The sequence below is a fragment of the Natrinema pallidum genome, from assembly GCF_005890195.1.
GTDB lineage: Archaea > Halobacteriota > Halobacteria > Halobacteriales > Natrialbaceae > Natrinema > Natrinema pallidum.
In genome coordinates this window covers 1,451,352-1,476,522 of sequence record NZ_CP040637.1, presented here as the reverse complement: position 1 = coordinate 1,476,522, position 25,171 = coordinate 1,451,352, and the positions used below count along the sequence as shown (strand labels likewise).

At 61.9% G+C, this 25,171-nt stretch carries 30 protein-coding genes and 1 pseudogene; 19 read left to right on the top strand and 12 right to left on the bottom strand.

What is annotated here, in order from left to right:
• Positions 1-197: 197 nt before the first annotated feature.
• The gene (locus FGF80_RS07315; protein ID WP_138653093.1) at positions 198-473 is read right to left on the bottom strand and encodes a hypothetical protein; all 276 of its coding nucleotides are present in this window, start codon (positions 471-473) and stop codon (positions 198-200) included.
• 225 nt (positions 474-698) lie between these two features.
• Between FGF80_RS07315 and FGF80_RS07310 the strand changes: the two genes are divergently transcribed.
• Complete coding sequence (locus FGF80_RS07310; protein WP_138653091.1) at positions 699-1,856, top strand: Fic family protein; 1,158 nt, start codon at positions 699-701, stop codon at positions 1,854-1,856.
• 19 nt (positions 1,857-1,875) lie between these two features.
• Here FGF80_RS07310 and FGF80_RS07305 read toward each other — a convergent pair whose 3' ends face one another.
• From FGF80_RS07305 to FGF80_RS07275, 7 genes are read right to left on the bottom strand one after another with little or no spacing between them, the layout of a single operon-like run.
• The gene (locus tag FGF80_RS07305) at positions 1,876-2,058 is read right to left on the bottom strand and encodes a hypothetical protein (RefSeq protein WP_138653089.1); all 183 of its coding nucleotides are present in this window, start codon (positions 2,056-2,058) and stop codon (positions 1,876-1,878) included.
• Between the two features lie 6 nt (positions 2,059-2,064).
• Positions 2,065-2,853 carry an ATP-binding protein gene (locus FGF80_RS07300; protein ID WP_138653087.1) on the bottom strand — a complete coding sequence of 263 codons (789 nt, stop codon included), beginning with the start codon at positions 2,851-2,853 and terminating at the stop codon, positions 2,065-2,067.
• The gene (locus FGF80_RS07295) at positions 2,850-3,437 is read right to left on the bottom strand and encodes a hypothetical protein (RefSeq protein ID WP_138653085.1); all 588 of its coding nucleotides are present in this window, start codon (positions 3,435-3,437) and stop codon (positions 2,850-2,852) included. The genes FGF80_RS07300 and FGF80_RS07295 overlap by 4 nt, the downstream gene beginning before the upstream one ends.
• On the bottom strand, positions 3,434-3,973 hold the full coding sequence (locus FGF80_RS07290) for a hypothetical protein (protein ID WP_138653083.1): 540 nt from the start codon (positions 3,971-3,973) through the stop codon (positions 3,434-3,436). Before FGF80_RS07290 ends, FGF80_RS07295 begins: the two co-directional genes overlap by 4 nt.
• Positions 3,957-4,616, bottom strand: coding sequence for a hypothetical protein (locus FGF80_RS07285; RefSeq protein ID WP_138653081.1), 660 nt, complete (start codon positions 4,614-4,616; stop codon positions 3,957-3,959). Before FGF80_RS07285 ends, FGF80_RS07290 begins: the two co-directional genes overlap by 17 nt.
• The gene (locus FGF80_RS19550) at positions 4,613-5,602 is read right to left on the bottom strand and encodes a hypothetical protein (RefSeq protein WP_238705359.1); all 990 of its coding nucleotides are present in this window, start codon (positions 5,600-5,602) and stop codon (positions 4,613-4,615) included. Before FGF80_RS19550 ends, FGF80_RS07285 begins: the two co-directional genes overlap by 4 nt.
• Positions 5,602-5,925: a hypothetical protein gene (locus FGF80_RS07275; RefSeq protein WP_138653079.1), complete on the bottom strand. Its 324-nt coding sequence runs from the start codon at positions 5,923-5,925 to the stop codon at positions 5,602-5,604. Before FGF80_RS07275 ends, FGF80_RS19550 begins: the two co-directional genes overlap by 1 nt.
• Positions 5,926-6,301: 376 nt before the next feature.
• Between FGF80_RS07275 and FGF80_RS07265 the strand changes: the two genes are divergently transcribed.
• On the top strand, positions 6,302-7,069 hold the full coding sequence (locus FGF80_RS07265; protein WP_138653075.1) for a hypothetical protein: 768 nt from the start codon (positions 6,302-6,304) through the stop codon (positions 7,067-7,069).
• Here the strand turns inward: FGF80_RS07265 and FGF80_RS07260 are convergent.
• Entirely contained in the window at positions 7,066-7,527 is a 462-nt protein-coding gene (locus FGF80_RS07260) for a PadR family transcriptional regulator (protein ID WP_138653073.1), read from the bottom strand. The two genes, FGF80_RS07265 and FGF80_RS07260, sit on opposite strands and share 4 nt — an antisense overlap.
• A 163-nt stretch (positions 7,528-7,690) precedes the next feature.
• On the opposite strand from FGF80_RS07260, the gene FGF80_RS07255 reads away from it, so the two are divergent.
• Positions 7,691-8,344: a tyrosine-type recombinase/integrase gene (locus FGF80_RS07255; RefSeq protein ID WP_138653071.1), complete on the top strand. Its 654-nt coding sequence runs from the start codon at positions 7,691-7,693 to the stop codon at positions 8,342-8,344.
• Between the two features lie 18 nt (positions 8,345-8,362).
• Here the strand turns inward: FGF80_RS07255 and FGF80_RS07250 are convergent, their stop codons facing one another.
• Positions 8,363-9,574, bottom strand: coding sequence for a DNA cytosine methyltransferase (locus FGF80_RS07250; protein ID WP_138653069.1), 1,212 nt, complete (start codon positions 9,572-9,574; stop codon positions 8,363-8,365).
• Positions 9,575-9,763: 189 nt separating this feature from the next.
• On the opposite strand from FGF80_RS07250, the gene FGF80_RS07245 reads away from it, so the two are divergent.
• The gene (locus FGF80_RS07245; protein WP_138653067.1) at positions 9,764-10,951 is read left to right on the top strand and encodes a hypothetical protein; all 1,188 of its coding nucleotides are present in this window, start codon (positions 9,764-9,766) and stop codon (positions 10,949-10,951) included.
• 16 nt (positions 10,952-10,967) lie between these two features.
• Here FGF80_RS07245 and FGF80_RS19545 read toward each other — a convergent pair whose 3' ends face one another.
• Positions 10,968-11,276, bottom strand: coding sequence for a helix-turn-helix domain-containing protein (locus FGF80_RS19545; RefSeq protein WP_138655498.1), 309 nt, complete (start codon positions 11,274-11,276; stop codon positions 10,968-10,970).
• Between the two features lie 369 nt (positions 11,277-11,645).
• Between FGF80_RS19545 and FGF80_RS19540 the strand changes: the two genes are divergently transcribed.
• The 15 genes and pseudogenes from FGF80_RS19540 (at position 11,646) to FGF80_RS07160 (ending at position 23,359) form a co-directional block, all read left to right on the top strand.
• A complete protein-coding gene (locus FGF80_RS19540; RefSeq protein WP_238705358.1) occupies positions 11,646-11,846 on the top strand; it encodes a hypothetical protein in 201 nt (66 codons plus the stop codon).
• Positions 11,843-12,316 (top strand): annotated as a pseudogene (locus FGF80_RS07230) (helix-turn-helix transcriptional regulator); the annotation flags it as partial. The gene FGF80_RS19540 and the pseudogene FGF80_RS07230, both read left to right, overlap by 4 nt.
• Positions 12,317-13,136: 820 nt before the next feature.
• The gene (locus FGF80_RS07220; RefSeq protein WP_138653063.1) at positions 13,137-13,382 is read left to right on the top strand and encodes a DUF7389 domain-containing protein; all 246 of its coding nucleotides are present in this window, start codon (positions 13,137-13,139) and stop codon (positions 13,380-13,382) included.
• Entirely contained in the window at positions 13,379-14,392 is a 1,014-nt protein-coding gene (locus FGF80_RS07215; RefSeq protein WP_138653061.1) for a tyrosine-type recombinase/integrase, read from the top strand. Before FGF80_RS07220 ends, FGF80_RS07215 begins: the two co-directional genes overlap by 4 nt.
• Before the next feature lie 389 nt (positions 14,393-14,781).
• On the top strand, positions 14,782-15,174 hold the full coding sequence (locus FGF80_RS07210) for a hypothetical protein (RefSeq protein WP_138653059.1): 393 nt from the start codon (positions 14,782-14,784) through the stop codon (positions 15,172-15,174).
• Positions 15,175-15,313: 139 nt separating this feature from the next.
• Positions 15,314-15,628 (top strand): hypothetical protein, encoded by a 315-nt coding sequence (locus tag FGF80_RS07205; RefSeq protein ID WP_138653057.1) that lies wholly within the window; start codon positions 15,314-15,316, stop codon positions 15,626-15,628.
• Positions 15,629-16,551: 923 nt separating this feature from the next.
• A complete protein-coding gene (locus FGF80_RS07200; protein ID WP_138653055.1) occupies positions 16,552-16,749 on the top strand; it encodes a hypothetical protein in 198 nt (65 codons plus the stop codon).
• 167 nt (positions 16,750-16,916) lie between these two features.
• A complete protein-coding gene (locus FGF80_RS07195; protein WP_138653053.1) occupies positions 16,917-17,231 on the top strand; it encodes a HalOD1 output domain-containing protein in 315 nt (104 codons plus the stop codon).
• Positions 17,232-17,462: 231 nt separating this feature from the next.
• Positions 17,463-18,575, top strand: a complete 1,113-nt coding sequence (locus FGF80_RS07190) for a lipid II:glycine glycyltransferase FemX (RefSeq protein ID WP_138653051.1) — start codon at positions 17,463-17,465, stop codon at positions 18,573-18,575.
• A 206-nt stretch (positions 18,576-18,781) separates the two neighbouring features.
• Positions 18,782-19,501: a helix-turn-helix domain-containing protein gene (locus tag FGF80_RS07185; protein ID WP_138653049.1), complete on the top strand. Its 720-nt coding sequence runs from the start codon at positions 18,782-18,784 to the stop codon at positions 19,499-19,501.
• Between the two features lie 164 nt (positions 19,502-19,665).
• Positions 19,666-20,709 carry a WD40/YVTN/BNR-like repeat-containing protein gene (locus FGF80_RS07180; protein ID WP_138653047.1) on the top strand — a complete coding sequence of 348 codons (1,044 nt, stop codon included), beginning with the start codon at positions 19,666-19,668 and terminating at the stop codon, positions 20,707-20,709.
• A gap of 127 nt (positions 20,710-20,836) precedes the next feature.
• On the top strand, positions 20,837-21,145 hold the full coding sequence (locus tag FGF80_RS07175; protein WP_006185827.1) for a 30S ribosomal protein S24e: 309 nt from the start codon (positions 20,837-20,839) through the stop codon (positions 21,143-21,145).
• 1 nt (position 21,146) lies between these two features.
• On the top strand, positions 21,147-21,281 hold the full coding sequence (locus tag FGF80_RS07170) for a 30S ribosomal protein S27ae (RefSeq protein WP_006185826.1): 135 nt from the start codon (positions 21,147-21,149) through the stop codon (positions 21,279-21,281).
• 71 nt (positions 21,282-21,352) lie between these two features.
• Positions 21,353-22,987 carry a bifunctional N(6)-L-threonylcarbamoyladenine synthase/serine/threonine protein kinase gene (locus FGF80_RS07165; RefSeq protein WP_138653045.1) on the top strand — a complete coding sequence of 545 codons (1,635 nt, stop codon included), beginning with the start codon at positions 21,353-21,355 and terminating at the stop codon, positions 22,985-22,987.
• Between the two features lie 87 nt (positions 22,988-23,074).
• Positions 23,075-23,359: a DUF5808 domain-containing protein gene (locus tag FGF80_RS07160; RefSeq protein WP_006185824.1), complete on the top strand. Its 285-nt coding sequence runs from the start codon at positions 23,075-23,077 to the stop codon at positions 23,357-23,359.
• Positions 23,360-23,420: 61 nt separating this feature from the next.
• On the opposite strand, the gene FGF80_RS07155 is transcribed toward FGF80_RS07160, so the two are convergent.
• Complete coding sequence (locus FGF80_RS07155; RefSeq protein WP_138653043.1) at positions 23,421-25,091, bottom strand: NADH-quinone oxidoreductase subunit D; 1,671 nt, start codon at positions 25,089-25,091, stop codon at positions 23,421-23,423.
• Between the last annotated feature and the right edge of the window lie 80 nt (positions 25,092-25,171).

Below are 25,171 nucleotides of genomic sequence, written 5' to 3'. Positions count from 1 at the left end.
TTCCCGTCGGCATCGCGAAGCTTCGCGTAGATCGGGAGGCCGACCTTGCTCCCCATGTCGACGGCGTTGCGGATGAGAACACCTACGCCGTCCTTGGGCTCGATCGAGAGAATCGGCGTCAGCTGGTCGGGGATGTTCGTCTCCGTCTCGACGTACTTGCTTGAGTCGCCGAGGGCGGCGTAGAGCGAGAGGCTCATTTAGGCCAGTACCTCCTGAATCTGGTTTTCGAGGTTGAACCGAGCCGCTGCTTCTCGGACGACGAACGCGCCCGAGCCGAGGGTGAACGCACGGTTGTTGACGACCATCTCGCCGAGGGTCATTCCACCGAGACCGAAGACCTCCGGCGGGAGCATCGTCCCAGTCGCGGTGTCGACGAGGTACGGAGCGAGATAGCCGCCCGCGACGAAGCCGACATCCATCCACACGTCGCTGTCAGTCAGGGCCTGCGTGGCCTGATCGAAATTCATCGCCATGCGATCCGATCAACTGGCCGAATTCGGATATAAGAGCGCGTCAGGTCCGCAGTTAGCCGACGTAGCTGGTGGCGGTCCGCGGTAATCCGCAGTCAACCGCTGTCACGAGGGACCCGTTCTCCAAACCTCCCGTCTCGTATTTTGAGTGGGGCCGCCTCAGACACGAGTAATCAAATCGGTTTAAGTGCGGTATGATTAACAGGCCGGAGTTCGTGGTATAGTCAAATGCGGACTCGAGAACTTCCGGAAGGGGCTCCCGGCCACTATCGCGAGTCTCATCCACATCCATACTACATTCCGGACAAGCTCCCCCTCTTGACAGGGATCGATATCGACGACGAACTCACGGAGCGTATCGCCGACGCGTCCTTTCAACTCGGCCGGATCGACGGAATCAGTCCAACCGTCGATTTCTCGCCGGTCCTCTACACGTCACTTGTCCGCCTCGAGGCCGTCGAGACCGCCGAAATAGAAGGGGCCGATGTCGACGTGGACGAGGTATACGCCCATCACACGCGGACCAGCGGAGACGAGACCGTCGACGTGAGTCGGGACTTGCAGGAGGTCCTGAACGCCGAACACGCCCTTCAGAAGGGATTCAACGCGATCAAACAGGGCGAGCCGATAACGCTCGATCTCCTCCAGTCGCTCCACGAGTTGCTCCTCGAAAACGTCCGGAACGAGGGTGAGGTCGTCGGAGACTGGCGGACGACCGATGTCCACCTTCCCTCTCCGTACGCCAGTCAACCGCCGTTCGTTCCCCCGCCGCATCAATCGGTGCCCGAGCTGATGGACTCGCTGGAGACGTACATTCAGATGGGCGGCCAATATCACCCGCTCGTCGATCTCGCGATTACGCATTACCAGTTCGAGACGATTCACCCCTGTGAGGACGGAAACGGCCGACTTGGCCGCATTCTCATCGTCTTACAGCTCTGCGCTGAGGGCTATCTGAGCGAGCCGTATCTCTATCCGAGTGCCTACTTCAATCGCAACAAGCAGGAATACGTCGAGAAGATGCGCGCTGTGAGCGAAACCGGGGACTGGCGCGACTGGATCGCGTTCTTCCTCGAAGGGATCGAGGTGCAGGCACGAGACTCGTACGAGCGAACACAGCGGCTGATAGAACTTCGACGCGACTACGAGCAACGGTATCCGCACCAGAAAACGAGCCATCGCCTTGCGCGGGGCGTCTTCGACATGCCGTACTTCACCGCAAACGATGTCCAAGACGAGTTCGATGTCAGTCGACAGACCGCGTACAACGCCATCGAGGAGTTAGTATCGGACGGAGTCCTCGTCGAGACGACTGGCAAACAGCGGAATCAGGAGTACAAAGCGATCGATATCTTCGACATCCTCGAGAGACGGCCGGATCACTAATTCGGCGATCGCGGGCTCATTACCCGCTACGTTGGAGAAGGGAACCGCTACGGGTGTCCTCGAGGTCCTGCTCGTAGTCCGCCATTAAGGCCCCAACGACATCGGCCCGCGAAAGTTCGTGACCGCGCCGGTCCTCGAGGTGGTCTTGAATCCGTTCGAACTGGTCGGCCTTGCTCCCGCGGAGCGTGATGTCGGTTCGCATCGTGAGTTAGTCGTCGAAGGGGTGTTTGATCCGGACCCGATCGCTGCCGTAGTGGGTACTCTCGAGCGTCCAGTCGCGTGAATCGATGCGTCTAAGGGTGGTATCGTCCGAGTAGATCCACTCGGAGCCGATCGTGTTGCCCGCGTCGTCGCTGAACCGGCGAAGGGTGAGCGGTTCGCCGTCGACGAGCAACGCGTCGGGGAGCGTCCGCGGGCAAGTTTCGGCATCGGCCTTGTGGACATCGGCTGGATACTCGACGATCCCGCGGACCTTGTCGAGATCGTTGCCCGAGCCGAACCCGCCGAGCATCGAGGCCTGACACTGCGAGGCGATGTCCTCGTCGAGCTTCGCGAACCGTTGGGTGACCCACGCGACGCCCATCCCGTCGCCGTGCCACGTCGTTGCGAGCGTGTCGAACTCGTCGGGGTAGCCGTCCCGCTGTGGCGCGAGACGATGGGCCTCGTCCAGTCCCAGGAACGTGCGTTCCTCGAGCTGGGCGAGTGCGGCGATAGCGGTCGCGATCGCCTCGCGCCAGGCGTCGTCGGTCATGCCGTCGCGAGCGAGTTGCAGGCTGCCGTTGTCCTCGAAGATACGTCGCCACTCGGCCCGTGAGAGGTCGTCAGTTCCCGGTCTGAGCGGGAGTCGCTGCAGGAGCCCCGACTCGACGAGTCCGGTGTACTCGTCCTTGTAGTCGACGAGGACCGTCCGATCGTACTCGGGTGCGTTGCGCTCGGTGTAGGCCTGCAGGCCGTATGACTTGCCCCAGTTCGTCCGGGCACCGAACGCGAGGTTCATCGATCCTCCGAATCGACGGCGTCGGTTACATCGCGAATCCCATGCTCGGCCATCTCGAGGCCGCCAGCGAGTGCCTCCTCGAGGACAGCTTGCTGGCGCTCGTTCGGCCACTCGACGACGGCCTCGCGGAACGTCTCGAGGTCATCGACATCGAAGCGGGTCCGGATGTGGGCCGTGGCGAGTTCGTCGACGCCGCCCTCGACGCCCTGCTCGCGGTAGCGGTCGGCCCACGTCTCTTTGGTCGTCTGCCATTCTCCGTCGGAAAGGTCGGCGTACTGGGCGGCTTCTGCGGCGTTGTCGATATCGGTCGCTTCCTCGACGTACCACGAGGGGAGCGAGTCGTCGATCATCGCCAGCGCCATCGAGCGGATTTGCTCGACGCGGTCGTCGACCGACGGGAGCCCCTCCATGGGCTCGATGTCGTCATCGTCGACGGCCTTCTGGAGGTCGGCGACGGCTTCCATGATCCGGCGCTCGCGGTGGGCGACGATCGAGAGGAAGGCCTCGGCCTGCTGGCTCTGGAAGAACTTCGTCGCGAGGGCCTTCCGCGGATCGCCGCCGGTCGCGATCTCGCGGAGGTTCATGCCTCCACCTCCGCGGTGGCTCCGCCGATCGAGTCGATCGCGCCGTCGAGCATCTCCGTGTCCTCGACGAGGACCATCACGGCGAACAGCGAGGTCATCGCCACGAGCCCTTGACCGGGCCCGAGTTCCGAGCTGCCACTGAGGTTCTCCCGGTACCACTGGTCCATGTACTCGTCGAGGTCGAGTTCCTTCGCGAGGTCGGCGTACTCGTCGATCACCGCCGAGCGGTCGTCGACACCCGAGCCCATCCGGTCCTGGCTGATCGCCGCGCCGGCACCGAGGGCCCGACAGTAGACGTGGCCGACGGTCTTTCGATCACCCGTGGTGGCTTCGCCGGCGTCGTCGTTCGGTTCCTCCGCCGGGTCGTCGACGTCTACCTCGTCGTCGGGATCTTCGGCGTCGGCTTCCGCGACCTGTTCGGCGATCTCCGGATCGATCTCGGCGTACGCGTCTTCCTCGAGGGACTCTTCGGGCTCGGGTTCTGGATCGGGACTGTCCTCGAGGTCGGCGTCGTGGTCGTCAGTCAACGAGACCACCCCCGGCCTCACGGTCGATGCCGTTACCGCTCGAGTCGTCTTCGTCCGGTGTCGGGTCGGCCGAGTCAGCGTCGATCGACGAGGACCGACGGCGACGCCAGAGGAGGATCAGTACGACCACCGCGACGGCCGCCCCGATCAGGATGGCAGTGGCTCGGAGATTCAGACCGCTGCTCGAGGGGCTGCTCGGGCGAGAAGAGCCACCGCTCGAGGGCCCTTGAGGGGCCCCGTTTTGCTGGTCGGTTTGCTGCTCGTCTGGGTCCCACGGGTCGGTGCTATCTGCGGGTTTCACTTGCTCATCTCCTTGGTCATCGTTGCTCTCGTCGGTCGATCCACTGCTCGAGGGACTGGGTTGGCCCCCTTCGTTGCTGCTTGCTGCCTGCTCGTCTGGCTGCTCGTTGCTGCTCTCGGTCCCTTCGGGTTGCTGGTCGTCGCTGCTCTCGACCCCTTCGCCGTCTGTGCCTTCACTGCTGGTCGGGGCCTCCTTCCAGGTCCCTCGGTCCCTTGCTCGCTGATGGTCGTCGCCGCTCATCGCGTTGATGTGGCTCCTGACCGCCTCCCTCGAGGCAAAGGGAGGTTTCTCATCGTCCCATTCGTCGTCGTGTTTGTCGCACCCCTCGACGGGGCAGAAGTAGCCTGTCATGTGTCGCTCTCGAAGTCGTCACGTACTTTCGTGTCGCTGTGCCTGGCTCCGAACTGGCCGGGTCCCTCGGGTTCGTCGTCCGGGCCGTCATTGACTTGACGGTCGTTGGTTCGGAACCACCCACCTGGGATGCCGTCCGGATGGCGTTCCATCCACGAGACGGCCGACTCGAGGGCCTCGTCGCAGGTGGGGAACTCGCCGACTGCTCGTCGCTCGAGTTCGTCGAGGTTGCCGACGATATGCTCGACGCGACCGCGGTCGTTCCGAGCGATCGTGACGAGTAACTCGCCACCATCCATCCGGTCGCGCTTGAGTCGCCACGCGGGGCCGTCGTTGCTGGCCTCGTACTCCCACTGTCCGATATCGCGCTCGAAGCCGCCGGTCGTGTTCTGGCCCTTGAGGTCGGTTGCGTCAGGTGTTGCGGCGATTTCGTCGGTCGGGTCCCATACCAGCGGCCGCTGCAGGCGCTCGAGGTCACGAAACTCCTCGATCTCGTCTTGGCCGTGGGCTCGTCGGATGCCGTTGATCGCTCGTGCCGCTGCGACGGCGTGGTTGATCGCCTCGGTAGCCACCTCGAGGGCGGCCTCGAGCGTGTCCGTCGCGTTGTGGTAGCCGGTCCAAGTCCTCTCGAGTGCTCCGAGCCACTTATCGGAGATTTCGTCTTCAGGGATCTCCCCCTCGAGGTCGGACAAGAGCGACTGTACCTCATCCTTGTCGAAATCGCACTCGTCGACGAGGAAGTCGCAAGCATCGCTGTCACCCTCCTCGCAGTGAGTCACTGCATGGCCGCACTGTTCGTCTTGGACCCCCGCGACGGACGTGAGCTGGTCGTCGACCGCCGTTGCCTCGAGGACGTGGTCGGGAGCGCTCGAGGAGATCGCGACGGTTTTGAGCCGGCGATCGTCGTCGGTGCAGAGGTGGTCGGCGTACTCGTCGCGGAACTGGTCGGCCGCCGCTTTCGAGCCGAACTCGATTCGCTCGGTCATCAGTAGGCTCCGGTGATGTAACGGGCGAGCCGGCAGTTCTTGAGCGTCCGCGAGTGGCCGTCGTAGCCGCCTTCTGGGTCGGTCTGTTGGAGCGACGACCGCTCGAGGACATCCTCGAGGTCGGGCGTGACGTGCCAGGATTTCTGGCCAGTCGGGGTATCGACCCAGACGACGGGCCAGCCGTCATGCCAGTACCAGCCCGCAGTGTCCGGCCCCCAGGTGAGCCGGATCGCTCTCGCGAAGGCGATCGCGAGGAGATTCCGGTCGTGATAGACTTCGTCGATAGGCTTCTCGTCAGTCGGTGGCGGGTTGTCCGTCCCCATGCTTCGATGGGACTCTCGAGTGAGTGGTAGCGGTCGGGAATATCAGAGTCTCGTACTGGTGAGACCAATGTTTAAACAGACTCGGAGCGTTTTACGAAACGAGCGCTATGCCTATCCACAAGTTGGTTCAAGTTGGTAGAACGTCGGGCGGTGTTGTGCTTCCAAAGAGTGAACTTCGGGCACTCGGTTGCGTCGATGAGGATGGTAATGTGAAAGATCAACCAGTTCAAGTGACTCGAACAGAAGATCGAACATGGAAAATATCACTAATTGACTCAAATGACTTCCCTAAAGACATGTGACTGAATCCATCTTATAATATCTCATAACCGATTCTTTTACATGTATACTATAATGACTCTCTGTAAGTACTCTCATGCCAGGTGGCATTTCAATAGGATTTAATTTAATTACAATAACTCTATTTATACTTCCTGGGATAGCTGGCGTGAAATACGGATTATTGATCGCAGATCGTGCAGATTGGCTTAATAGGACAGATACTATTGCTTTGAGCTTCGGCTTAAGTCTCCTTTCAGCCACAATTGCTTACTTCTTATATAGTGGTATCTCGACAGAGATCTTGACCTATACTGACCTCTTGCCTATCTTGGATACCCCGTTAAATACACTCTCTGTATATTTCCATCTCATGATTATTTCACTTCTGATTGGGAATGTGCTAGGAATGTTTGAATTTGGTGGAGAGACCATCGCTAGCCGCCAAGGGCTTTGGTATGAGTTCTTTTCAAGAATTGAATCCGAATCTGAATCTGAGAAATATCAGGTCCGCGTTCGCATGCAATCTGGTGATGAGCTTTGGGGAAGGGTTGAGGATAAGGGTGAAATCAGTCTGGACCGAGATATTCTTTTAGAAGAACCTCGCCGCATTATTCGAGAGGAAAACGGAACAATCTCTGAGGATTATAATTACACGGGCTATGCATACCTCCACAATCAAGGGATATCTCACGTAGAATTTGACAGTATCTCCGATGCTGACAGGGCAGAAGCGATAAAGCAACAGAATGACAACGCAGACTCCCAGTCAACGGAGGAAGATGATCAGGAGATGGAAGAGTTAAAATCCATCGCCACGTCCGCCGAGTCGAGCGAAGAAAAAGAGGATAACAACTCGGATTAAGCCGCTTTCCCAACAGGGATATCAAGAACGCTATTTTCAGCCATTCCTGGATACTCCGCATAAACATACTCCAGTAAGTCCCAGAGATCCATTGAGTTATATTCTTCTTTCAGATCTTTCAAATTCTCTAATCCTTCTGGGAAAGCGTCCTCTGGTAACACCCTTGCCTGTTTGAGTGTTCTCTCCCCTTTCTCTGTCAAACGATATACTTGCTTATCGTTTCCTTTGGCTGTCGTTTGATCAATCCGTTCTATGAACCCTTCCTCTTCTAATTTATCTATATCGTCGTAGAGGTCCTTGGAGAAAGGGCCATACTGTCCGGGATTGTACTCGTAAATCTCTCTATCGAGATGCTCCTTCTGCGCAAGGAAAACCAGTTTCATGTATCTGGTAATCCCCTCAATTGGCTCTCCACCATCTGCTTCTAAGAGCACCAGTGGAAGGAGCTTTGAGTTCATCATGTTATTCTATAACTTCAGGCTATAGTATTCTTTTGGTGTATAGTGCTGTCCGAGAATCCCGTCTTCGCGGACAATTTACCCCGATATCGGGGCCGATTCCCGTACTGATAACCCCATTCTTCATGGTTTGTTGGGCTAAAACTGAGTATCGAGGACAGCGATGAGACTGAAGCCCTACCCGCAACGCGAAGGGAAGCGCGTGTGGTTGAGTGAAGACGAACTGCAGACCGTGATCGACGAAGCGGAGGACAATCGCCAAATGATCGCGTTCCTACTTGCCGGTCGATGTGGACTCCGCCGCTGTGAGATTGTCCAGATAACGCCCGCCGATGTCGTCGAGACGCCGACCGGGACGCACCTACGCGTCTGGGAGGACGTTGCGAAACAGGAACACTACCGCGAGCCGCCGGTTCCTGACCAACTGGCGACGTACATCGATGCCCACACCGACGCCGCCGGGATCGCACCGGACGAACCCATCGTCGACGTGACCGCTAAGACGGTCTACCGCTGGGTGCAGCGAGCTGCCGAACGACTGCAGGCTCAGAGCGGAGATCGTGGCTGGTCGTTCCTCGACGTCCACGATCTGCGGCGGACCTGGGGGACGAACCTACTCGAGCAGGGCGTCCTACCGTCGGTCGTGATGGACTGGGGTGGCTGGGAGGACTGGGAGACGTTTCGGAATCACTACCTCGGTGAGTTCTCGCCGGAAGCAATCCGACGGGAGCGTGGGAAGGTGACTTACCTCGAGGGCGATATCTCGAGAGAATCAGAGATCGTACATCCAGGGGCAACGACTGTCGGAACGAAGTAGTCCCTCAACAATCGACAATCAGTCCGCGAAGTCCAGCGTCGCCTGTTTGGCGTAGCCACCGATCTCTGTCCGTTTATCGCTGAATTCGTCTGGAGTCAGGGCACCACACCGAAGTTCGTAGATTCGTTTTCGGTCGGCCTCGGTGAGTTCGTCGCCGTAGATGCTCTCTCTGAGATAGTAGCCGAGAGCCTCACCGAGATACGGTGGCACTGCGTTACCGATCTGCTTTCGAATCGAGACGAGGCCGCCGTCGAAGCGGTACGTATCGGGGAACGTCTGGAGCCTCGCGCCCTCGCGAGGGGTGAGTCCGCGATCTTGGAACGGGTGGATACACCGTGCGCTCGAGGGCTTCGACATATTCGACGTGATCGCAACTGCGGGTTCGACCGAACTGAGACGAGAATAGGAGTTGTGATAGCCGGACGAGGGCTGTAGTTCGTCGGGAATGGCCGTTCGGTTCCCCCCATCGGGGATGTGAGAAATCATCTCGACCATGTCGTCCGAGTGGCTTGCAGCGATGTGAGCAGACAGTTCCTCGGTATCGTTTCTGAGATCCTGTTGGAGAAGCGTCTGGGGCTCTGCGTCATACTCCGTGATCTCTTCACCGGGGTCGACTTCCGGAAGGTCTCCGATTCCGTCCATTACGCCGGGCGTCTGCACCGGGTTCAACTCGAACCCGTCGAACGGATGCTCCTGGATATCCTTCTTTGTCGCGACCGCGACGAGTCGACGTCGGTGCTGAGGGACGCCGAAGTCAGACGCTTTGACGATCCTGTGAGTCACGTCGTAACCGATTAGATCGAACGACTCCTCGACGGCCTCGAGGAACTTCCCGCCGGCGGTGTTCTGGATTCCGCGGACGTTCTCGAAGAGCGCCGCGTCGGGCTCGAGTTCGTTCACCCAGCTGATGAAGTTTGTAAAGAGATGGTTCCGATCGTCGGAGCCATCGGGGCTCACGACTTCGGAGAATCCCTGACACGGTGGCCCACCGGCGACTAGATCGATCGTGTCCTGACCGACGAGGTCGACGATCTCCTGGTTGTCCACGTCGCGGATGTCTCCCGTGATATCGTCCGGCTCCATGCCGTCCCGGTTTCTCGCAAACGTGGACCTCGCGTCTTCGTCTACCTCGACGGCGTGTTCCAACTCAAAGCCGGCCCTCTCCAGTCCGATAGAGAGTCCTCCTGCACCGGCAAATAAATCAACGTAGGTAAGAGTCCGGTCACCCATCTAATGGAGACTGCCGCTTAACCGTATTTAATCATTCGCCCTCTCGATAGTTCTGACAAAAGTGGTATTTGGATGGAAAGTTCTTTAGCGGATGTATTATTGAAATACACATTACAACCGTAGCTCGTCTCCAAAGGGAGCGCTGGCGGCGAGTTCAGTGGTAGACCTCTCGAGGGGGAGATATTAGAAATGAGCGTGGATATCACGGCTGACGAAGAGGAAAAGATCGACGAGTTTCTCTCCGACTATTTCGACGTAGAGCGCGACCAGCGTCTTCTCGAGTATACTGAGCAAGACGACGATGAATCGTCGGTTGGCGAAGCCGACGAAATCGAAGAACTGGTCGATCGGACCAGGAATATCTACGACGAGCGCGGGAAAGGGTATCTCGGGCTGGCGCTCTCTTTCATCTTGTCCGTCGAGGATCTCTCGCAAGCGGACCCGTGGCTCGCAGACTTTCATCCCGATCTCGACTGGGAAGACGACATCCTCCCGCGGTACGAACAGAAAGGCGTCGACTATCGAACGGGCCAGAACATCGATACGCTCTCACTTCGGTACAACGATCACGAGGTCGGAATCCGAGGTCGGATCAACGACATCGGCGACTTCTTCCACCAGACGATGAGCCGGACGAACTTTCCGAACGCTCCGGGCCACTACACCGGGAACTGGCGCGATCACATCGAGGTTCTCGAGTCGGCGTTCATCCTCTCCGGGCCTGGACGTCGCGAAGCGGCGGAGCGAATCATCGAGCTGGGGCTCGATCGACTGCAGTCGAAGGACTACCCGAAGCGGGAGCCGGCGTTCTCGCAGCCGTTCCTCGAGGTCCTGAACGATTACGAGCGCAAAGACGACAACGAGATGGGCGGGCTGGCCTATCAGGCGATGGTGTACGGCTACGCGACGGCCGAGTGGCCGCACCTGTCGCTCCGTGCGAGCGGCGTCCGAACGGGGTCCTCGCGTCAGCATCGGTTCGGCGACATCGACGGCTACCACGGACCGGACCTCATGATCTCGGTCGAAGCGAAGGACCGAGTCATCGACGAGTCGAATATCGATACTGAACTCGGTACCATGATGAAATTAGCCGAGCGATCGACCACGATCTCGATCGCCGCCTGCCGAGAGGTCGAAGCCGATGCTCGAGAAACCTTGCAGGACGAGGGCGTGAAGGTCATCACCGACAAGGACCTCAGAATCCAGCTCCGAACGTGGGACTACCACAAGCAGAACGTCGCGCTTCAGGGGATGGTTCACTTCCTCGAGCACATCGAGGAGAATCCGACGGCAACGCGACGGCTGCTACGGTTCGTCGAAGATGTCGATCCGAATAATTCAGCGCTTGCTCATCTTGAGAAGTCAGCAGAAGATTAATCGCGAAGCAGTAGTACTACCGCTGGGTGCAGCGAACTGCCGAACAACTCTGAACATCGATAGATGAGTCTGGTGCGTCTTCACTCGTGTCGAGTTCCCCATCGAGATATGCTTCACCCCGTTCTGTAATCACATAGACACCGTTGCCGAGATGAGTAAGTAGTCCATGTTCTGCGAGTTTTCGAAGGCGACGAGAAATATGGGACTTTGAGACTCGAACGTATCCGCTGTCCTCGAGCTCCTTCGGCGAACCAGATTCTTCGTTTCGGATATACTCGAGAATCCGATCGTCCCAGATCGTCATCCATGATCCAGATTTTCGCATTCGTGTACCCTTTACACCGTTTAGTACCCTATTTGTCCCGGATAGTGCCATTTAGACACAGAGTTACATTTGTGCAACACCAGTTCATTGGTAGCGGATAAGGAGCTACCAATTCGGCTGAAGATGACTCTTGTTGGTATGTGAGACCGGGCGGCGCTGGCACGCCGCCCAGAAGGTAGCTCCGTCGATCAGAGTATGAACTCCGGAACTTCAGTGGGGCAGACACCCCACGCACGGCAAGAGGCATCGTCAGCCAAAAGGTCTAACGCTCGCTGCGCCTGCGGCGCTCGAGCGGAGTGCTACGACGCTCGATTCAACGAACCAGCCTGCCGATCGTGCGCGGCTATCCGCGCTGACGGCGGTCCCACTGTGGGCTCGCCCGAGGAACGACATCAGGTCGATACGCTCGAGACGATCGTGAGCGAGCTGCGGTACCAGAACGCTGTTCTCACCGAGGTTATCGCCACCCTCGACGTGATCCACGGCGAGGGAATGCGCTCGGCGACGGCGATCAACACGGCGATCGACGACCACCTGGCCACTCGAAACGAGCAGGGGGTGAGCCGATGAACGCCCGCAGTCCCTACACCTGCGATACGCCGGGCTGCACCAACTGGAAGGCAGTCTTCACGCCCGACGGCTACGTCTGCGAGGACTGCGCGGACGAACTCGCCGAGGACTACGACGCCGAGCCCGAACTAGTCGCCGACGGCGGCATCGCCTGGGGCGATCTCTCCGGGTTCCAGCGCGACATCCTCGAGGCGATCGCCGCCATCGAGTCCGTCGGCGAGGACCCCTACGGTCTCGCGATCAAGGAACGGCTCGAGCAGCACCACGACGAAGTCCTCCATGGGCGGCTGTACCAGAACCTCGACAGCCTGGTCGATGACGATCTCCTCGAGCGCGGCGAACTCGACGGGCGAACGAACAGCTACACGCTGCTGCCCGAAGCCGAGGCACTGCTCGAGGAGAGTGTCTACCGGCGCGCAGAGGCTTGCGGACTACAAGTTTCGGAGCCTGATGTGGCCACCGACGGCGGCGTTGCCGTCCCGGATGCGACGACGGTTGCCGACGAGCTGCCGACGCCCGATGACCCCGGTTCGATCCGGCTCCCGCACTCGTTCCTGGTCACTGCGTCGGGCCCGGTGACTCGCGTCTCCGAGCGAAGCGATGCCACAGTCGAGAAGCGACCGGTCACGATCTCGATCGAGCGCCGCCTCGAGACGCTGGCGGAGTTCGTCGACTTCTGGAAGCTCCGCGATCGCCGGAACTGGAAGCCTGCCGCGGTCGAGACGCTGCTCGAGAGCGAAGATCTCGAGACGAACTACGAACTCACTCGGAGCCACATCGAGGACTGGGATGTCGTCGCCGACGGCCGCGTCGAAGCGTTCGCCGGCCTCGGCCAGTTGATGGTCGACTACGACGGGGATCCAGAAGACACCGGCCTCCCGAAGACGATCGTCGACCGGCTCCATCTCGCCGGTGAGAGCCACCGTGGCGTCGACGAGATCGTGAGCCGGTTCGCCCACGAACTCCGCTCGTCGGAGCTGTGAACCGGCGTCGACCTGGCGTACATCAACGCGAAGCACGCCCAGCACGAGGACATCGAGAACGACCTCGAGCGCGTTCTCGAGGACCTGCAGGAGGGATCGGCATGACGGCCGTACCCGAGACGGTCACCTGCAGGACTTGCGGTGAACCCGCCCGACGGGTCGCGTGGGGATCAACGGATACGCCCTGCTACCGCTGTACCGAGTGTCACGCTGGCGGCCACATCGTCCACACCGAGGACGGTAGAGAACTCCGCCGAGGCGGTGTCTTCTGCCGGCTCAGTAACTACGCTACACGGAGGGTCAGCGCATGAGCGAGGACGACGCGATCTCGATTACGACCGAACTCACGCGCGGAACGTCGACCGACGATCGCGACAAGATCCGCGCGGAAGTCAGCGCCGAGTCCGTCGACGAACTCGATCACAAACTCGAGCGCGTCCGCCGGCAGCTCGAGGACTGGGCCGACCAAGTTCGGAACATCCAGCCGGAGAACTCTCGAGGCCGTCGCCAGCTCACCGACGATCAGTCCGAACTCGGGGAGGTCGAAGCATGAGCGACGATCTCGAGCCGCTGTCACCCGAGGAAGGCGTCGAGCGGTTCCTCCGCCATCGCGAGCCCAGTGTTCGGGAGTCGACGCTCCAGAACGCACGGACACGACTCAACTACTTCCTCGAGTGGTGTGACGAGCGCGACATCGACAACCTGAACGACCTCTCCGGTCGCGACATCGCCGATTTCGTCGCGTGGCGACGCGGGGATATCGCCGCGATCACGCTACAGAAACAGCTCAGTAGCATTCGGGTCGCGCTCCGCTGGTGGGCCGATATCGAAGCCGTCGAGGAAGGGCTCGCCGAGAAGGTCCACGCGCCGGAGCTGCCGGACGGGGCCGAGTCGAAAGACGTGTTCCTCTCCGCGGATCGTGCAGAGCGGGCACTGGCGTACTACAACCGGCACCAGTACGCGAGCCGCGCACACGCGTTGCTGACGCTCATGTGGGAGACAGGGATGCGCCGGAGCGCTGTTCACTCGCTCGACGTTGACGACCTCGAGTCAGACGAACACGCGATTCGGGTCGAGCATCGGATCGACGAGGGGACGAAACTCAAGAACGGCGAGGGCGGCGAGCGGTGGGTCTATCTGGGACTGCAGACGTTCCAGGTCCTCGAGGACTACGTCGACAACCCTGATCGAAAGGAAACCGTCGACGAGTACGGTCGCCGACCGCTGTTCACGACTCAGAAGGGAACCCGACCGAAGCCTGGTACGATCTATAACTGGGTCGTCCGGGCGTTGCACCCTTGCTCCTACTCAGACTGTCCACATGGACGTACTCAAGAGGAGTGTGATGCTCGAGGTCGCAACGCCTCACTCAGTAAGTGCCCATCGGCACGATCGCCGCACGCGGTTCGTCGCGGTGCGATCACGAATCACCTGAACAACGATACCCCACCTGAGACGGTGGGTGAGCGAATGGACGTCTCGCTCGATGTCCTGTATCGGCACTACGATGCACGGACTGACAAGGAGAAGATGCAGGTCCGCCGCAAGCACCTCAACAACTGAAAACATGCAATACAGAACCAGATACGTCGAAACGGAGTGGGCAACCATCCCGACGAGTCCACTATTCTGCGCCGCGGGCACATTCACGAGCGCTGCAAGTCGTCGTCGAAGGAGGGCGTTGAAGCCCGCTGAGTTACAGCCCTAAAGCGAGTAGCACGAGCGAGCGGAAACGTCTCAGTTCGGGGGGTTGTCACTCCGAGGCGGCTATCGAATCGGCCGCTTCTCGTGGCGAGGATGCGAGTCGTGGGTCGGGAGCGACGAGCGGGTTCGCGACGCGAGAGTATCGCTGTGAGACATATGATTGATAGTTAATTAGTAGGAGGAGAAACGGGGAGGTGTATGGAATCGAAGACGCTAGATCGAATCGGCCGTCCGCTGGCAGAAGAGAGATGAACGAACGGCTCAATCGGCGACTCAGTGCGGTCGTTGGTGCCTTTCTGATCCTCGTCGCCGGCGGGATCGCCGTTCTCGGGGGCGGGCTCCTCGAGACGCCGGTGTTGCTCGCGCAGGTGACGCTGATGGGGCTTGCCGGCGTCTGTGATATCGTCGCGGCGACCGATACCCGGCTGACTGCCCGTTGGGCATGGTACCGGTGGAGCGGTCTCGGAAACGTGTTGCTCGGATTCTCGCTCCCGCTGGGGTTCGTTGAAAGTGGGACTGGGCTGCTGTTCGTCGTGGTCGTCGCCATTGGCGGGCTGTCGCTGGGGTTGATGGGCGTCGATATGCTCGTCTATCACGGGAAGTATACCCGCGATGAGCGACTCGACCGCGACGGCACGTAAGCGAGTGGTGTGGACCGAACGGAGGGGGAACCGAAGGCACAGGTACGACGAGTCCTCCGGCTCTGACAGTTGCTCTCTCCGCACGCTCGAGCGAGCACGGACTGACCGCGTCCGAGAAGGGAAACGGAGTCGGTATGCTATGTACGATGCAGACGATCCGGGGACGATAATCAATGAGTTTCTCATTACGCTGTTCGTTCCGGGAATTACCATTTTCGCGTCTTTGTGGGCCGTGTTTCGGCTGTTTCTGAACGAGTTCTTGAGTTCCATTGGACTCGGCCCGCTTGTACCAGCGTATGGGGTGGGGGCAATCGAATCGGGGTACGGCAGGATGCTCCTGTTGATACTGCTCACGACTGGCATTCTGCTGCCGTACGGTGCGTTATCTCATCGGGTTCGTCGGGAACCGTTGCGAGAACGCGGAATCGTGGTGGCTACTAAAGCAAAAACCTAAGCTGAATTGGCCCCACAATAGCCATATGTTTAATTTTGACGACTATTATTTGGGGGCCTATGGCCAATAGTGAGGAGTGTACAAATCAAATACGAAAGCGCATACGGTAGGCAAGTGGGTGGAAAAAAGATGACGAGTCCGGCAAAGATTCCAAAGGGAAGTGTGTTAGAAATCCGTTCAGTGTTCCTTGAATAGTATTCGAATTTGAGCAATGGTAAGTGAACGACTCCAAGAATACCTCCAAGCAAGGCTCCGCTCGTTGTGAGCAGTATCGAAGATGGAAAGATAACGAGCGCGGACAGATTCGTACTAGTACTTGTGGATAGTAAGTAGGAGATGAAAATAAATAACGAAATAATAGTAATCATTCGGATTGGTATGGTACTCAGGTCCATATTTTCCAGGTCTGGTTCAATAGTAGTTTGTTGTTCTAGCACATAGAGTAATATGCCAACGACCGCAGCAATTACGCCAAGCGCAATCCCAACGAGAGTCTCACGGATAATTCCCAAGACAGCCATAGAGAGCCCGATCACACTCAGTGCAGCTGTAAGTAACCGAAATAACCGTTTGCTTTCCATACGTTATAATTTTCTACAGATTGTATAACTTCATTGGTATCTCTGTACGGTCGTATGATGAAGCCAGCCCCATCCCTTCCGCCGACGAACAATAGATATAAGTAACTAACAGTTAGAAATCAGAACGGAAGCTACGCTCCGCAAGCCGCAGGGGGTGTATATTAAAGCCCCGGGTGGTAGGACACCCGAGACGTAGCTTCCAAATCCCACCAGGGATTTGCAAGCAATGATTGCGTACATTCTACCGGGATATAAACGTCCCGCACGACAACGGAATCGCTCACTAGAACCGCCTGCAGTGGCCGGCTTTGAGACTGCCGTCGGCCTCGAGCGGGGGGTGCGATGACGAACGATGCCGAGAGCGGAGATGGTGCGCCTGCGGGCGAGCGGGCGGCGGACGACGGGGGTGTGTTGCCGCCCTGTCCGCGGTGTGGTGAGTCGATGGTGGCGACGACGGTCGACGGGCCGATGGAGGCCTACGCGACGCCCTGTGGCTGTCGCGTGTGGCCCGACGCGCTCTCGAGGCTGGACGATGAGTGATGACCGCCGTGGTGAGGGTCGCGGGTGCGGGTGGAGCGGGTCGCTCGCTCGAGTCGGTGCGACGGGGTCGGGTCCGGTGGCCGTTCTGTCGGTCGTCCGGACCGCCACCCACAAAACACATTGGGAGAACGTTGATTGTCGCCGCTCCGTATCCTTCACACGGCAGTATGACTGACTTCCAGAATCACGATGTCGACGGAGCCGATGGCGGAACCCCGTTCGTGACGGAACGGAAGTCCAGCGAGACGACCGTCCAGGCGATCCTTCGGGGTATCACGACGATAACCGGCGTCGACGAAACCGAACTCGACCCGCTCTACGACGCCGTGGCCGTCGAGGCGTTGACGGCGCTCGTCGAGCACGGCGACCGCCCGATTCGTGTGACGTTCGGCTACGAGGGTCACACTGTCGTCGTCGACGGGGACGGCTCCATACGGATCGTCGACGATCCGCCGCGGAACCCGCCGGCGGGCTCCGACTGAGCGCCGTCCGCGTCCGCACGCCGTCTCGGCCGTCGGCGACCGTCGCCGCTCGCTCGAGTCCGGCGACGGCGCGGCCACGGGTGTGATCGGCCCCATAGCCGCGAGCGCGCGAGTAGCCGGCTGCTACCGCTCGCCGCTCCCGACGCCCGATCGGTTGCGGGTCGTTACCGTCATCGCTCCGGGCGGGAATGGACGGAGTACCAAATAGGCTGCCTCTGGTTCCGTCGGACGATGGCACAGAAGACCGGCGGCAACCCTCGCTCGAGACTCCATCGCATCGGGTCGCTGTTCGCGAATCACGGACGCACCGCGCGAAACGAGGGGTCGACTCTCGAGGTGACCGTCGTCGACTCGATCCGCGACATCGGGCGAGCGCAGTGGAACGGGATCGTCGAGCGCTCGAGTCGCGGCAGCGTGTTCCACCGTTACGAGTGGCTCGAGGCGATCGAGACGGGACTCGGTTATACGCCCCGCCATCTCGAGGTCACCAAGGACGGCAACACGATCGGCGGGATGCCGAACTTCGTGGTCGAAATCGAGAAGACGCCGTTTACCCGCCTGTCGTCGTTGTACCCGGGCTTTGGCGGGCCGTTGCTCCCGACGGAGACGGCCGACTCCCTCGAGCGCGTGATCGGCACCGTCCCGGGCCTCTGTCGTGGCCGGACGGTCGTTCACCAGATTCGGGGGTTGGATTCGAGCTATCTCCGGTACAACGACGCGCTCCAGTCGCGGGGCTATCGCCCCTACCGGCGGGAGTGTCGGTTCCTGCTCGATCTCACGAAGGGACACGACGAACTCCTCGCGGACATGAGTCGGTCCCGGCGGCGGGGGATCGAACACGGACAAACTATCGACCACGAAATCGTCGAGGAGGAGATCACGGGCGAGACGCTCCGGCGGTTCTACCGGACCTACGAACGCGTCATGGATCGCGTCGGCGGGGCCGTGTACCCCGTCTCGTTCTTCGAGGCGTTGCAGGCGATGGACGACCGTCTCCTCTTGCTGACGCTCCGGATCGACGGCGAGTACGCGGGCGGGATGCTCGAGGTGCTCGACGACGAACGCGATGCGATTCACGGCTTTTTCGCCGCCGTTCCGCGGGAGTATTTCGACGATCACGCCTCGGAACTGCTCTACGATCACGTCTTCCGGTGGGGGATCGACCACGGCTACGAGACCTACGACTTCGGGAGCACGAACACGGACTTCGAGGACGGCGTCTTCAGATTCAAGGAAGGGTTCGGCGGACGGGCCGTCCCGGTTTTCGTCTGGGAGCGCGGCTGTAGCCCCCTCTGGCCGCTGGTGAAGGCCGGACGAGCGCTGTACTGGCCGTATTACACGTGAGTCGCCACGCCGGACGCCCCCCGGCCGTCGCGCCGTCTCGGCGGGTACCCGCCCGAACCCGACAGCGATCGACCGGCCGCCTCGCGGCACCGGTGAGAAGCGCCCCGGCCGCGGCGTGGCTCCCCTTCGAACTGTACGCTATTCCAATTCAATTAACCGATGAACGGACACAATAGTTTTCCGTTAGTGCCCGGTACGCCAGTCGCATGCGATGCGCGACGTTTGTTATCACGCCACCACGAGGCTACTTCGATCGGGGCGCGGAACGCCTCCGTGAGCGGGGCGTCACGTTCGAATCCGTTCGGAACGTCGATCCGCTCGACGACGGAACGATCGTCGCCCAACAGGTGATCCGTGGGGAGCGAGCGGCCGCCCGAAGCGCGCTCGAGGAGACGGGTCCGACCGTCGTCGACTATCACTTCACCGATGCCGCCGAGACGACGGTGCTCCAGTTGCACTATCGGCCCAGCGACCTCACGCGGGAACTCCTCGCGATCCATCACCGACACGCGGTGGTGTTGGAGTACCCCCTCGAGTATACCGGCGCGAGGAACCGGAGCCTTCGCGTCTCGGAGATCGGCCGCGGGGACGCGTTACGGCGGGTCATCGAGGAGACACGGGCGATCGTCGACGTCGAAATCGAGCGCCTGGTCGACTACGAGCCGTCCGCCCAACGCCTCATCGCCGACCTGACGGCCCGCCAGCGGGAGGTCCTGCGCGTCGCGGTCGACGAGGGGTACTACGAGGTACCCCGCCGGGTGACGTACGGCGACGTCGCCGCCCGACTCGAGTGTTCCGCCGGGACCGTCGGCCAACACCTCCGTCGGATCGAGGCCCGACTCATGCCGACGCTCGTCGGCGGCGACCGTCCGCGATCCGAGACCGATCGTGAACGCGACCGGCCTCCAACCGGTCCCTCCCGGTGAGCGGTTCCTACGGGTTAGCGGTCGCGAAATCGAACATGCGGCGGCCGGGGACCGGTGAAACGCGGATACTCGGCCGCGACCGATCATACGGCGAGTGAGCCCGCGCCGACCCGGCTCGAGACACCGGGGTGAGTTGTATCCGGGTGGCCCTCGTTGGGTCTCGTATGGCGACGGTAGCCGTCACGTTCCGAGACCGACTGCTCGTCTGTACAGGCGACGCGACCGACCCCGACGACTGGACGACGGAGACCCGACTCGAGGGCCGCGATCTCGAGTGCGTCGCGGCGGTCCACAACCGACCGGCCCGCTACTACGTCGGGACCGTCGCGGACGGCCTGTTTCGAAGCGCCGACGGCGGTGAGACGTTCGACCGCCTCGAGACCCGGTTTGCGGCCGGCGCGCGGACGCCGGCGGCCGACACTGAGCCCGATCGCGTGACGGCAGTGACGATCAGTCCGCACGACTCGCAGGTCGTCTACGCCGGGACCGAACCCAGCCGGGTCTCCCGGTCGCGCGACGGCGGCGACTCGTGGACCCGTCTGGAGGGCCTGACCGACCTCCCCTCGGCAAGTGAGTGGTCGTTCCCGCCGCGGCCCGACACCCACCACGTCCGCTGGCTCGAGGTCGACCCGTTCGATCCCGACCGACTGTACGTCGGGATCGAGGCGGGCGCGTTCGCGTACACGCCAGATGGCGGCGAAACCTGGCACGAGCGGCCGCCGGGAGCGCGCCGTGACAATCACAGTCTGGCTGCCCATCCCGACCGCGAGGGGCGGCTCTACGCCGCGGCCGGCGACGGCTACGCCGAGAGCGATGACGGCGGCGAGACGTGGCGATGCCCCCAGAATGGACTCGAACACACCTACTGCTGGAGCGTCGTCCCCGCTCCCGACGATCCCGACCGCGTGCTCGTCTCGAGTGCGCGCGGTGCGTCGACGGCCCATACGGCGAGTCGCGCGGCGTCGTACGTCTACCGGCGCGAGGACCAGCGGGCCTGGGAGCGACTCGACGGCCGCGGTCTGCCGACCGGCGAGGGCGTCGTCCGAGCGGTGTTCGCGACGACGGGCCGACCGGAAACCGTCTACGCCGTGACCAACCGCGGCCTCTTCGTCACGCGCGACTTCGGCGACTCGTGGGCCGCGATCGACATCGACTGGCCGGCCAGTCTCGAGTCGCAAACGCCGCGAGGACTGGTCGCCCTCTCGTAAGCCGGGTCGACCGCCGACCGCCACCGTCCGACCGGGTCCGTCGATAACCGCGTTCCCTGAGGCGGGTGGGCCGCTTCGAAATCCTTTTAGGCGCTACACGGGGATAGTAAGGTAACTGAGTGATATCATGGACGTCGACATCATCTCCGAAACGGAGAACCCCATGTTGCATCGAACGGACGTGACCTTCGAACTCGTCCACGAGGACGCCACGCCCTCCCGCCTGCAGGTCCGCGACAGCCTCGCGGCGAAGTTGAACAAGGACGCCGACGAGGTCGTCATCCGCAAACTCGACACCAAGTTCGGGATGCGCAAGACCGTCGGGCAGGCGAAGGTCTACGAGACCGACGACTACGCCCGCGAGGTCGAGCAGGACCACATGCTCGAGCGAAACAAGATCGGTGTGGACGAAGAAGCCGACGCGGAGGAAGCATAACATGGCGCGACACGAACTCTACAACGACGACGGCAGCACCAACGGCGAGCTGTGTCCCCGCTGTGGTGACGTCTTCCTCGCCGACCACGGCGACCGCAAGCACTGCGGGAAGTGCAGCTACACCGAGTGGGAGTAACACCCGACTGATGGGCGACGTGCCGACGACGACCGTGGCACGTCGAACGCCGCTATCCGCCGTTTTCATCCGTGACTGACACCCCCCGTATCCTCGGGATCGAAGGCACTGCCTGGGCCGCCAGCGCAGCGGTCTTCGATGCCGAACGCGACGAAATCGTCATCGAGAGCGACGCCTACCAGCCCGAGAGCGGCGGCATCCACCCCCGCGAAGCCGCCGAGCACATGCACGACGCCGTGCCGCGCGTCGTCGAACAGGCGCTCGAGCACGCCCGCGAGACTCACGACGGTCCGGCGGACGACCCGCCGGTCGATGCGGTCGCGTTCTCCCGCGGACCTGGACTCGGCCCCTGTCTCCGGATCGTCGGCACGGCTGCCCGAGCGCTGAGCCAGGCCATAGACGTCCCGCTGGTCGGTGTCAATCACATGGTGGCCCACCTCGAGATCGGTCGCCACACCGCCGACTTCGACGCGCCGGTCTGTCTCAATGCCAGCGGCGCGAACGCACACCTGCTGGCCTACCGCAACGGGCGCTATCGCGTGCTCGGCGAGACGATGGACACCGGCGTCGGCAACGCGATCGACAAGTTCACCCGTCACGTCGGCTGGTCCCACCCGGGCGGGCCGAAGGTCGAGGCGGCGGCGAAAGACGGCGAGTACGTCGAGCTCCCCTACGTCGTCAAGGGGATGGACTTCTCGTTTTCGGGCATTATGAGCGCTGCAAAGGATGCCTACAACGACGACGTGCCGGTCGCGGACATCTGCTATTCCCTGCAGGAGAACATCTTCGGCATGCTAACCGAAGTGTCCGAGCGCGCGCTCTCGTTGACCGGGAGCGATGAACTCGTCCTCGGCGGCGGCGTCGGCCAGAACGACCGCCTGCGCGAGATGTTAGGCGAGATGTGTGCCCAGCGCGGAGCGGCGTTCCACGCACCCGAACCTCGTTTCCTGCGGGACAACGCGGGGATGATCGCCGTCCTCGGCGCGAAGATGTACGCCGCCGGCGACACGCTCGCGCTCGCGGACTCGCGCGTCGACCCCGATTTCCGACCCGACCAAGTGCCGGTTACCTGGCGGGCCGACGAACCCGAACTCGCTGCCGGCCGCGGCACAGTGACGGAGGGTGACCGGCAGGTCCGCGGTGCCGAAGCGGTCGTCGACCTCGAGCCCGCCGCCGGCCGCGTCACGAAGCGCCGCCGGGCCAAGACCTACCGCCATCCCGCCCTCGACGAGCGCCTCCGCACGGAGCGGACGACGCTCGAGGCCCGGCTCACGAGCCTGGCTCGCCGCGAGGGCGTTCCGACGCCGGTCCTCTCCGATGTCGATCCCCGCGAGGCACGGCTGGAACTCGAGTACGTCGGCGACCATGACCTCCAGGCGGGGCTGTCGCCCGCACGGGTTCGTGCCGTCGGCCGGCACCTCGCACGGCTCCACCGCGCGGGGGTCGTCCACGGTGATCCGACGACTCGGAACGTGAGAGTCGACGACGAGCGGACGTATCTCATCGACTTCGGACTCGGCTATCACACCGACCACGTCGAGGACTACGCGATGGATCTGCACGTGTTCGATCAGAGCCTCGTCGGCACCGCCGACGACCCCGCGCCGCTCCGCGAGGCGGTCCGGGAGGGGTACCGCGCGGTCGGCGCGGAGCGCGTGCTCGAGCGCCTGCGTGACATCGAAGGGCGCGGGCGCTACCAGTCGTAAGGCCGGTTCGACCGGACCGCGATCGCCCGATTGCAACGATCGTCACAGCACACAATACTCTTATCAGGGGAGGACGTATCACCGGCCATGGCAGACAAGCCGACTTCCGGTGAGATTCTTGGGGTCCCGTACAACTTCGAACGACCGAGCATCAGCCGCATGCTCTCGTCGTACTGGCAGCCCGGGGAGGGGATGCTCGTCGAGAAGCCCTTCGGCGTCGGCTACACCCTGAACCTCGCCAACTGGCGCTCGTGGATCGTCGTCGCCGTCGCCGGGGCGCTCCTCTGGCAACAGGAACAGGGGGCCACCGCGGCAAGCGACGAGACCGCCGACGAGCCGGTCGAAGTCATCGTCGACGAGAGCGACGACTGACCGCCGGACTGCGTTTTCGAGCGCGATCGCGGCGCTGCGAGCCGCCGCTCCCGAGCGGCGCTCAGCGGTCGACTTCGCCCATGATACAGTCGAGGCTCCCGATCGCCGCGATCAGATCGGCGACGTACTCGCCGCGAGCGATCTCGGGCAGCGCGGAGAGGTTCGAGAAACAGGGGCTGCGGATCTTGAACCGCGCCGGCGTGTCGGTCCCGTCCGCGCGGATGTAGATCCCGAGTTCGCCTTTCGCCCCCTCGACGGCGCGGTAGGTCTCGGTTCCGGCGTCCGGCTTGAGCGTCCGGGGAACGTTGCTCCGAAGGGTCCGTTCGTCCTCGGGCCAGTCGGCGAGCAGGTCGAGACATTGCGCGACGATCTTCGCGGACTCCTCGATCTCCCGTAGTCGAACGAGCAGCCGCGCGAAGTTGTCGCCGTCGGGTTCGGTGACGACGTCCCACTCGAGGTGCGGATAGTAGCCGTAGGGGTCGTCCCGGCGGCGGTCGTAGTCGATGCCGGAGCCGCGGGCGACGGGGCCGGTACAGCCGTACTGTTTTGCGGTATCGGGCTCCAAGACGCCGGTGTCGACACAGCGGCGCTGGAAGATCTCGTTGGTGACCAGCAGGTCGTGATACTCCTCGAGTTTCGCGGGGAAGCCGTCGAGGATGTCCCGAACGTCCGCGATGAACTCCCCGCGGGGGTCGGGCAGGTCCCAGGCGACCCCGCCCAGCCGGAAGTAGTTGAACATCATCCGCTGGCCGGTCAACTCCTCGAGACAGTCGAGGACGAGTTCGCGGTCCCGGATGGCATATTGGAAGGCGGCACAGAACTCGCCGACGATGTCAAGCGCGTAGGTACCGACGGCGATGAAGTGCGAGGCCAGCCGCGAGAGTTCGGCACCCATCGTCCGGATCACCTGCGCGTAGTCGGGCACCGCGATGTCGGCCAGGTCCTCCGCGGCCCGGGCGTAGGCCCACTCGTTCAGGAGCCCCGCGGACACCCAGTCCCAGCGGTCCGGATAGGGCATGATCTGGTGACGGTACGTGCTCTGCTGACACAGCTGTTCCTCGCACCGGTGGATGTAGCCGATGTCGGGATCGACGTCGACGACCGTCTCGCCGTCCAACACGGCCTTTACGTGGAGGACGCCGTGTGTCGAGGGATGGTGCGGGCCGATGTTGAGGAACATCGTCTCCGAGGCGGCGTCGTGTTCGTCGCCCGCGATCGGGTTCGCGTGTTCCGAGAGGGTGACGATCTGTGACTGTTCCTGATCGTAGTCCAGCGAGAGCGGATGGCCCTGCCACGTCTCGGGGAGGAGAATCCGTCGCAGGTCCGGGTGGCCCTCGTACTCGATGCCGATGAGGTCGTAGGCCTCGCGCTCGTGCCAGTCGGCCGTCTCGAAGACCGGCGTTGCCGACTCGCTTCTCGGCTCGTCGGCCGGCGTCGGGACCACGACGCTCACCTCCCGCGTCGGGTCGGCGTAGGATTGCAGGTGATAGATCGTCTCGAACCGGTCCGGGTACTCCTGGGCGGTGACACAGGCGCAGTGATCGAAGCCCGCCTCGTCCCGGAGCGTCGCGAGCACCGTCTGTACCTCGTCCGGCCGGATCACGACCGCGGGCGCGTTCTCGTGGTCGTCCCGACCGAGGACCGCGTCGCCGAGCAGGCCCTCGAGTTCCGCGGCCCCGATCGAAGCGGCGCTCTCGGTCGGTCGTGACTCGAGCGTCGAGTCCGATGTCATGGCTGCCGCTTCGGACGCGGGAGCCGAGTCGATTCTGCGTCACTGGCTAGGCTATTTATATATGCAGACCGGACCCTCCG

What these genes read in the sequence shown, in the direction of transcription:
- FGF80_RS07315 (WP_138653093.1), bottom strand. Translation starts at nt 473, where the DNA reads ATGGCGATGAATTTCGATCAGGCCACGCAGGCCCTGACTGACAGCGAC.
- FGF80_RS07310 (WP_138653091.1), top strand. Translation starts at nt 699, where the DNA reads ATGCGGACTCGAGAACTTCCGGAAGGGGCTCCCGGCCACTATCGCGAG.
- FGF80_RS07305 (WP_138653089.1), bottom strand. Translation starts at nt 2,058, where the DNA reads ATGCGAACCGACATCACGCTCCGCGGGAGCAAGGCCGACCAGTTCGAA.
- FGF80_RS07300 (WP_138653087.1), bottom strand. Translation starts at nt 2,853, where the DNA reads ATGAACCTCGCGTTCGGTGCCCGGACGAACTGGGGCAAGTCATACGGC.
- FGF80_RS07295 (WP_138653085.1), bottom strand. Translation starts at nt 3,437, where the DNA reads ATGAACCTCCGCGAGATCGCGACCGGCGGCGATCCGCGGAAGGCCCTC.
- FGF80_RS07285 (WP_138653081.1), bottom strand. Translation starts at nt 4,616, where the DNA reads ATGACAGGCTACTTCTGCCCCGTCGAGGGGTGCGACAAACACGACGAC.
- FGF80_RS19550 (WP_238705359.1), bottom strand. Translation starts at nt 5,602, where the DNA reads ATGACCGAGCGAATCGAGTTCGGCTCGAAAGCGGCGGCCGACCAGTTC.
- FGF80_RS07275 (WP_138653079.1), bottom strand. Translation starts at nt 5,925, where the DNA reads ATGGGGACGGACAACCCGCCACCGACTGACGAGAAGCCTATCGACGAA.
- FGF80_RS07265 (WP_138653075.1), top strand. Translation starts at nt 6,302, where the DNA reads ATGCCAGGTGGCATTTCAATAGGATTTAATTTAATTACAATAACTCTA.
- FGF80_RS07260 (WP_138653073.1), bottom strand. Translation starts at nt 7,527, where the DNA reads ATGAACTCAAAGCTCCTTCCACTGGTGCTCTTAGAAGCAGATGGTGGA.
- FGF80_RS07255 (WP_138653071.1), top strand. Translation starts at nt 7,691, where the DNA reads ATGAGACTGAAGCCCTACCCGCAACGCGAAGGGAAGCGCGTGTGGTTG.
- FGF80_RS07250 (WP_138653069.1), bottom strand. Translation starts at nt 9,574, where the DNA reads ATGGGTGACCGGACTCTTACCTACGTTGATTTATTTGCCGGTGCAGGA.
- FGF80_RS07245 (WP_138653067.1), top strand. Translation starts at nt 9,764, where the DNA reads ATGAGCGTGGATATCACGGCTGACGAAGAGGAAAAGATCGACGAGTTT.
- FGF80_RS19545 (WP_138655498.1), bottom strand. Translation starts at nt 11,276, where the DNA reads ATGCGAAAATCTGGATCATGGATGACGATCTGGGACGATCGGATTCTC.
- FGF80_RS07220 (WP_138653063.1), top strand. Translation starts at nt 13,137, where the DNA reads ATGAGCGAGGACGACGCGATCTCGATTACGACCGAACTCACGCGCGGA.
- FGF80_RS07215 (WP_138653061.1), top strand. Translation starts at nt 13,379, where the DNA reads ATGAGCGACGATCTCGAGCCGCTGTCACCCGAGGAAGGCGTCGAGCGG.
- FGF80_RS07210 (WP_138653059.1), top strand. Translation starts at nt 14,782, where the DNA reads ATGAACGAACGGCTCAATCGGCGACTCAGTGCGGTCGTTGGTGCCTTT.
- FGF80_RS07205 (WP_138653057.1), top strand. Translation starts at nt 15,314, where the DNA reads ATGTACGATGCAGACGATCCGGGGACGATAATCAATGAGTTTCTCATT.
- FGF80_RS07200 (WP_138653055.1), top strand. Translation starts at nt 16,552, where the DNA reads ATGACGAACGATGCCGAGAGCGGAGATGGTGCGCCTGCGGGCGAGCGG.
- FGF80_RS07195 (WP_138653053.1), top strand. Translation starts at nt 16,917, where the DNA reads ATGACTGACTTCCAGAATCACGATGTCGACGGAGCCGATGGCGGAACC.
- FGF80_RS07190 (WP_138653051.1), top strand. Translation starts at nt 17,463, where the DNA reads ATGGCACAGAAGACCGGCGGCAACCCTCGCTCGAGACTCCATCGCATC.
- FGF80_RS07185 (WP_138653049.1), top strand. Translation starts at nt 18,782, where the DNA reads ATGCGATGCGCGACGTTTGTTATCACGCCACCACGAGGCTACTTCGAT.
- FGF80_RS07180 (WP_138653047.1), top strand. Translation starts at nt 19,666, where the DNA reads ATGGCGACGGTAGCCGTCACGTTCCGAGACCGACTGCTCGTCTGTACA.
- FGF80_RS07175 (WP_006185827.1), top strand. Translation starts at nt 20,837, where the DNA reads ATGGACGTCGACATCATCTCCGAAACGGAGAACCCCATGTTGCATCGA.
- FGF80_RS07170 (WP_006185826.1), top strand. Translation starts at nt 21,147, where the DNA reads ATGGCGCGACACGAACTCTACAACGACGACGGCAGCACCAACGGCGAG.
- FGF80_RS07160 (WP_006185824.1), top strand. Translation starts at nt 23,075, where the DNA reads ATGGCAGACAAGCCGACTTCCGGTGAGATTCTTGGGGTCCCGTACAAC.
- FGF80_RS07155 (WP_138653043.1), bottom strand. Translation starts at nt 25,091, where the DNA reads ATGACATCGGACTCGACGCTCGAGTCACGACCGACCGAGAGCGCCGCT.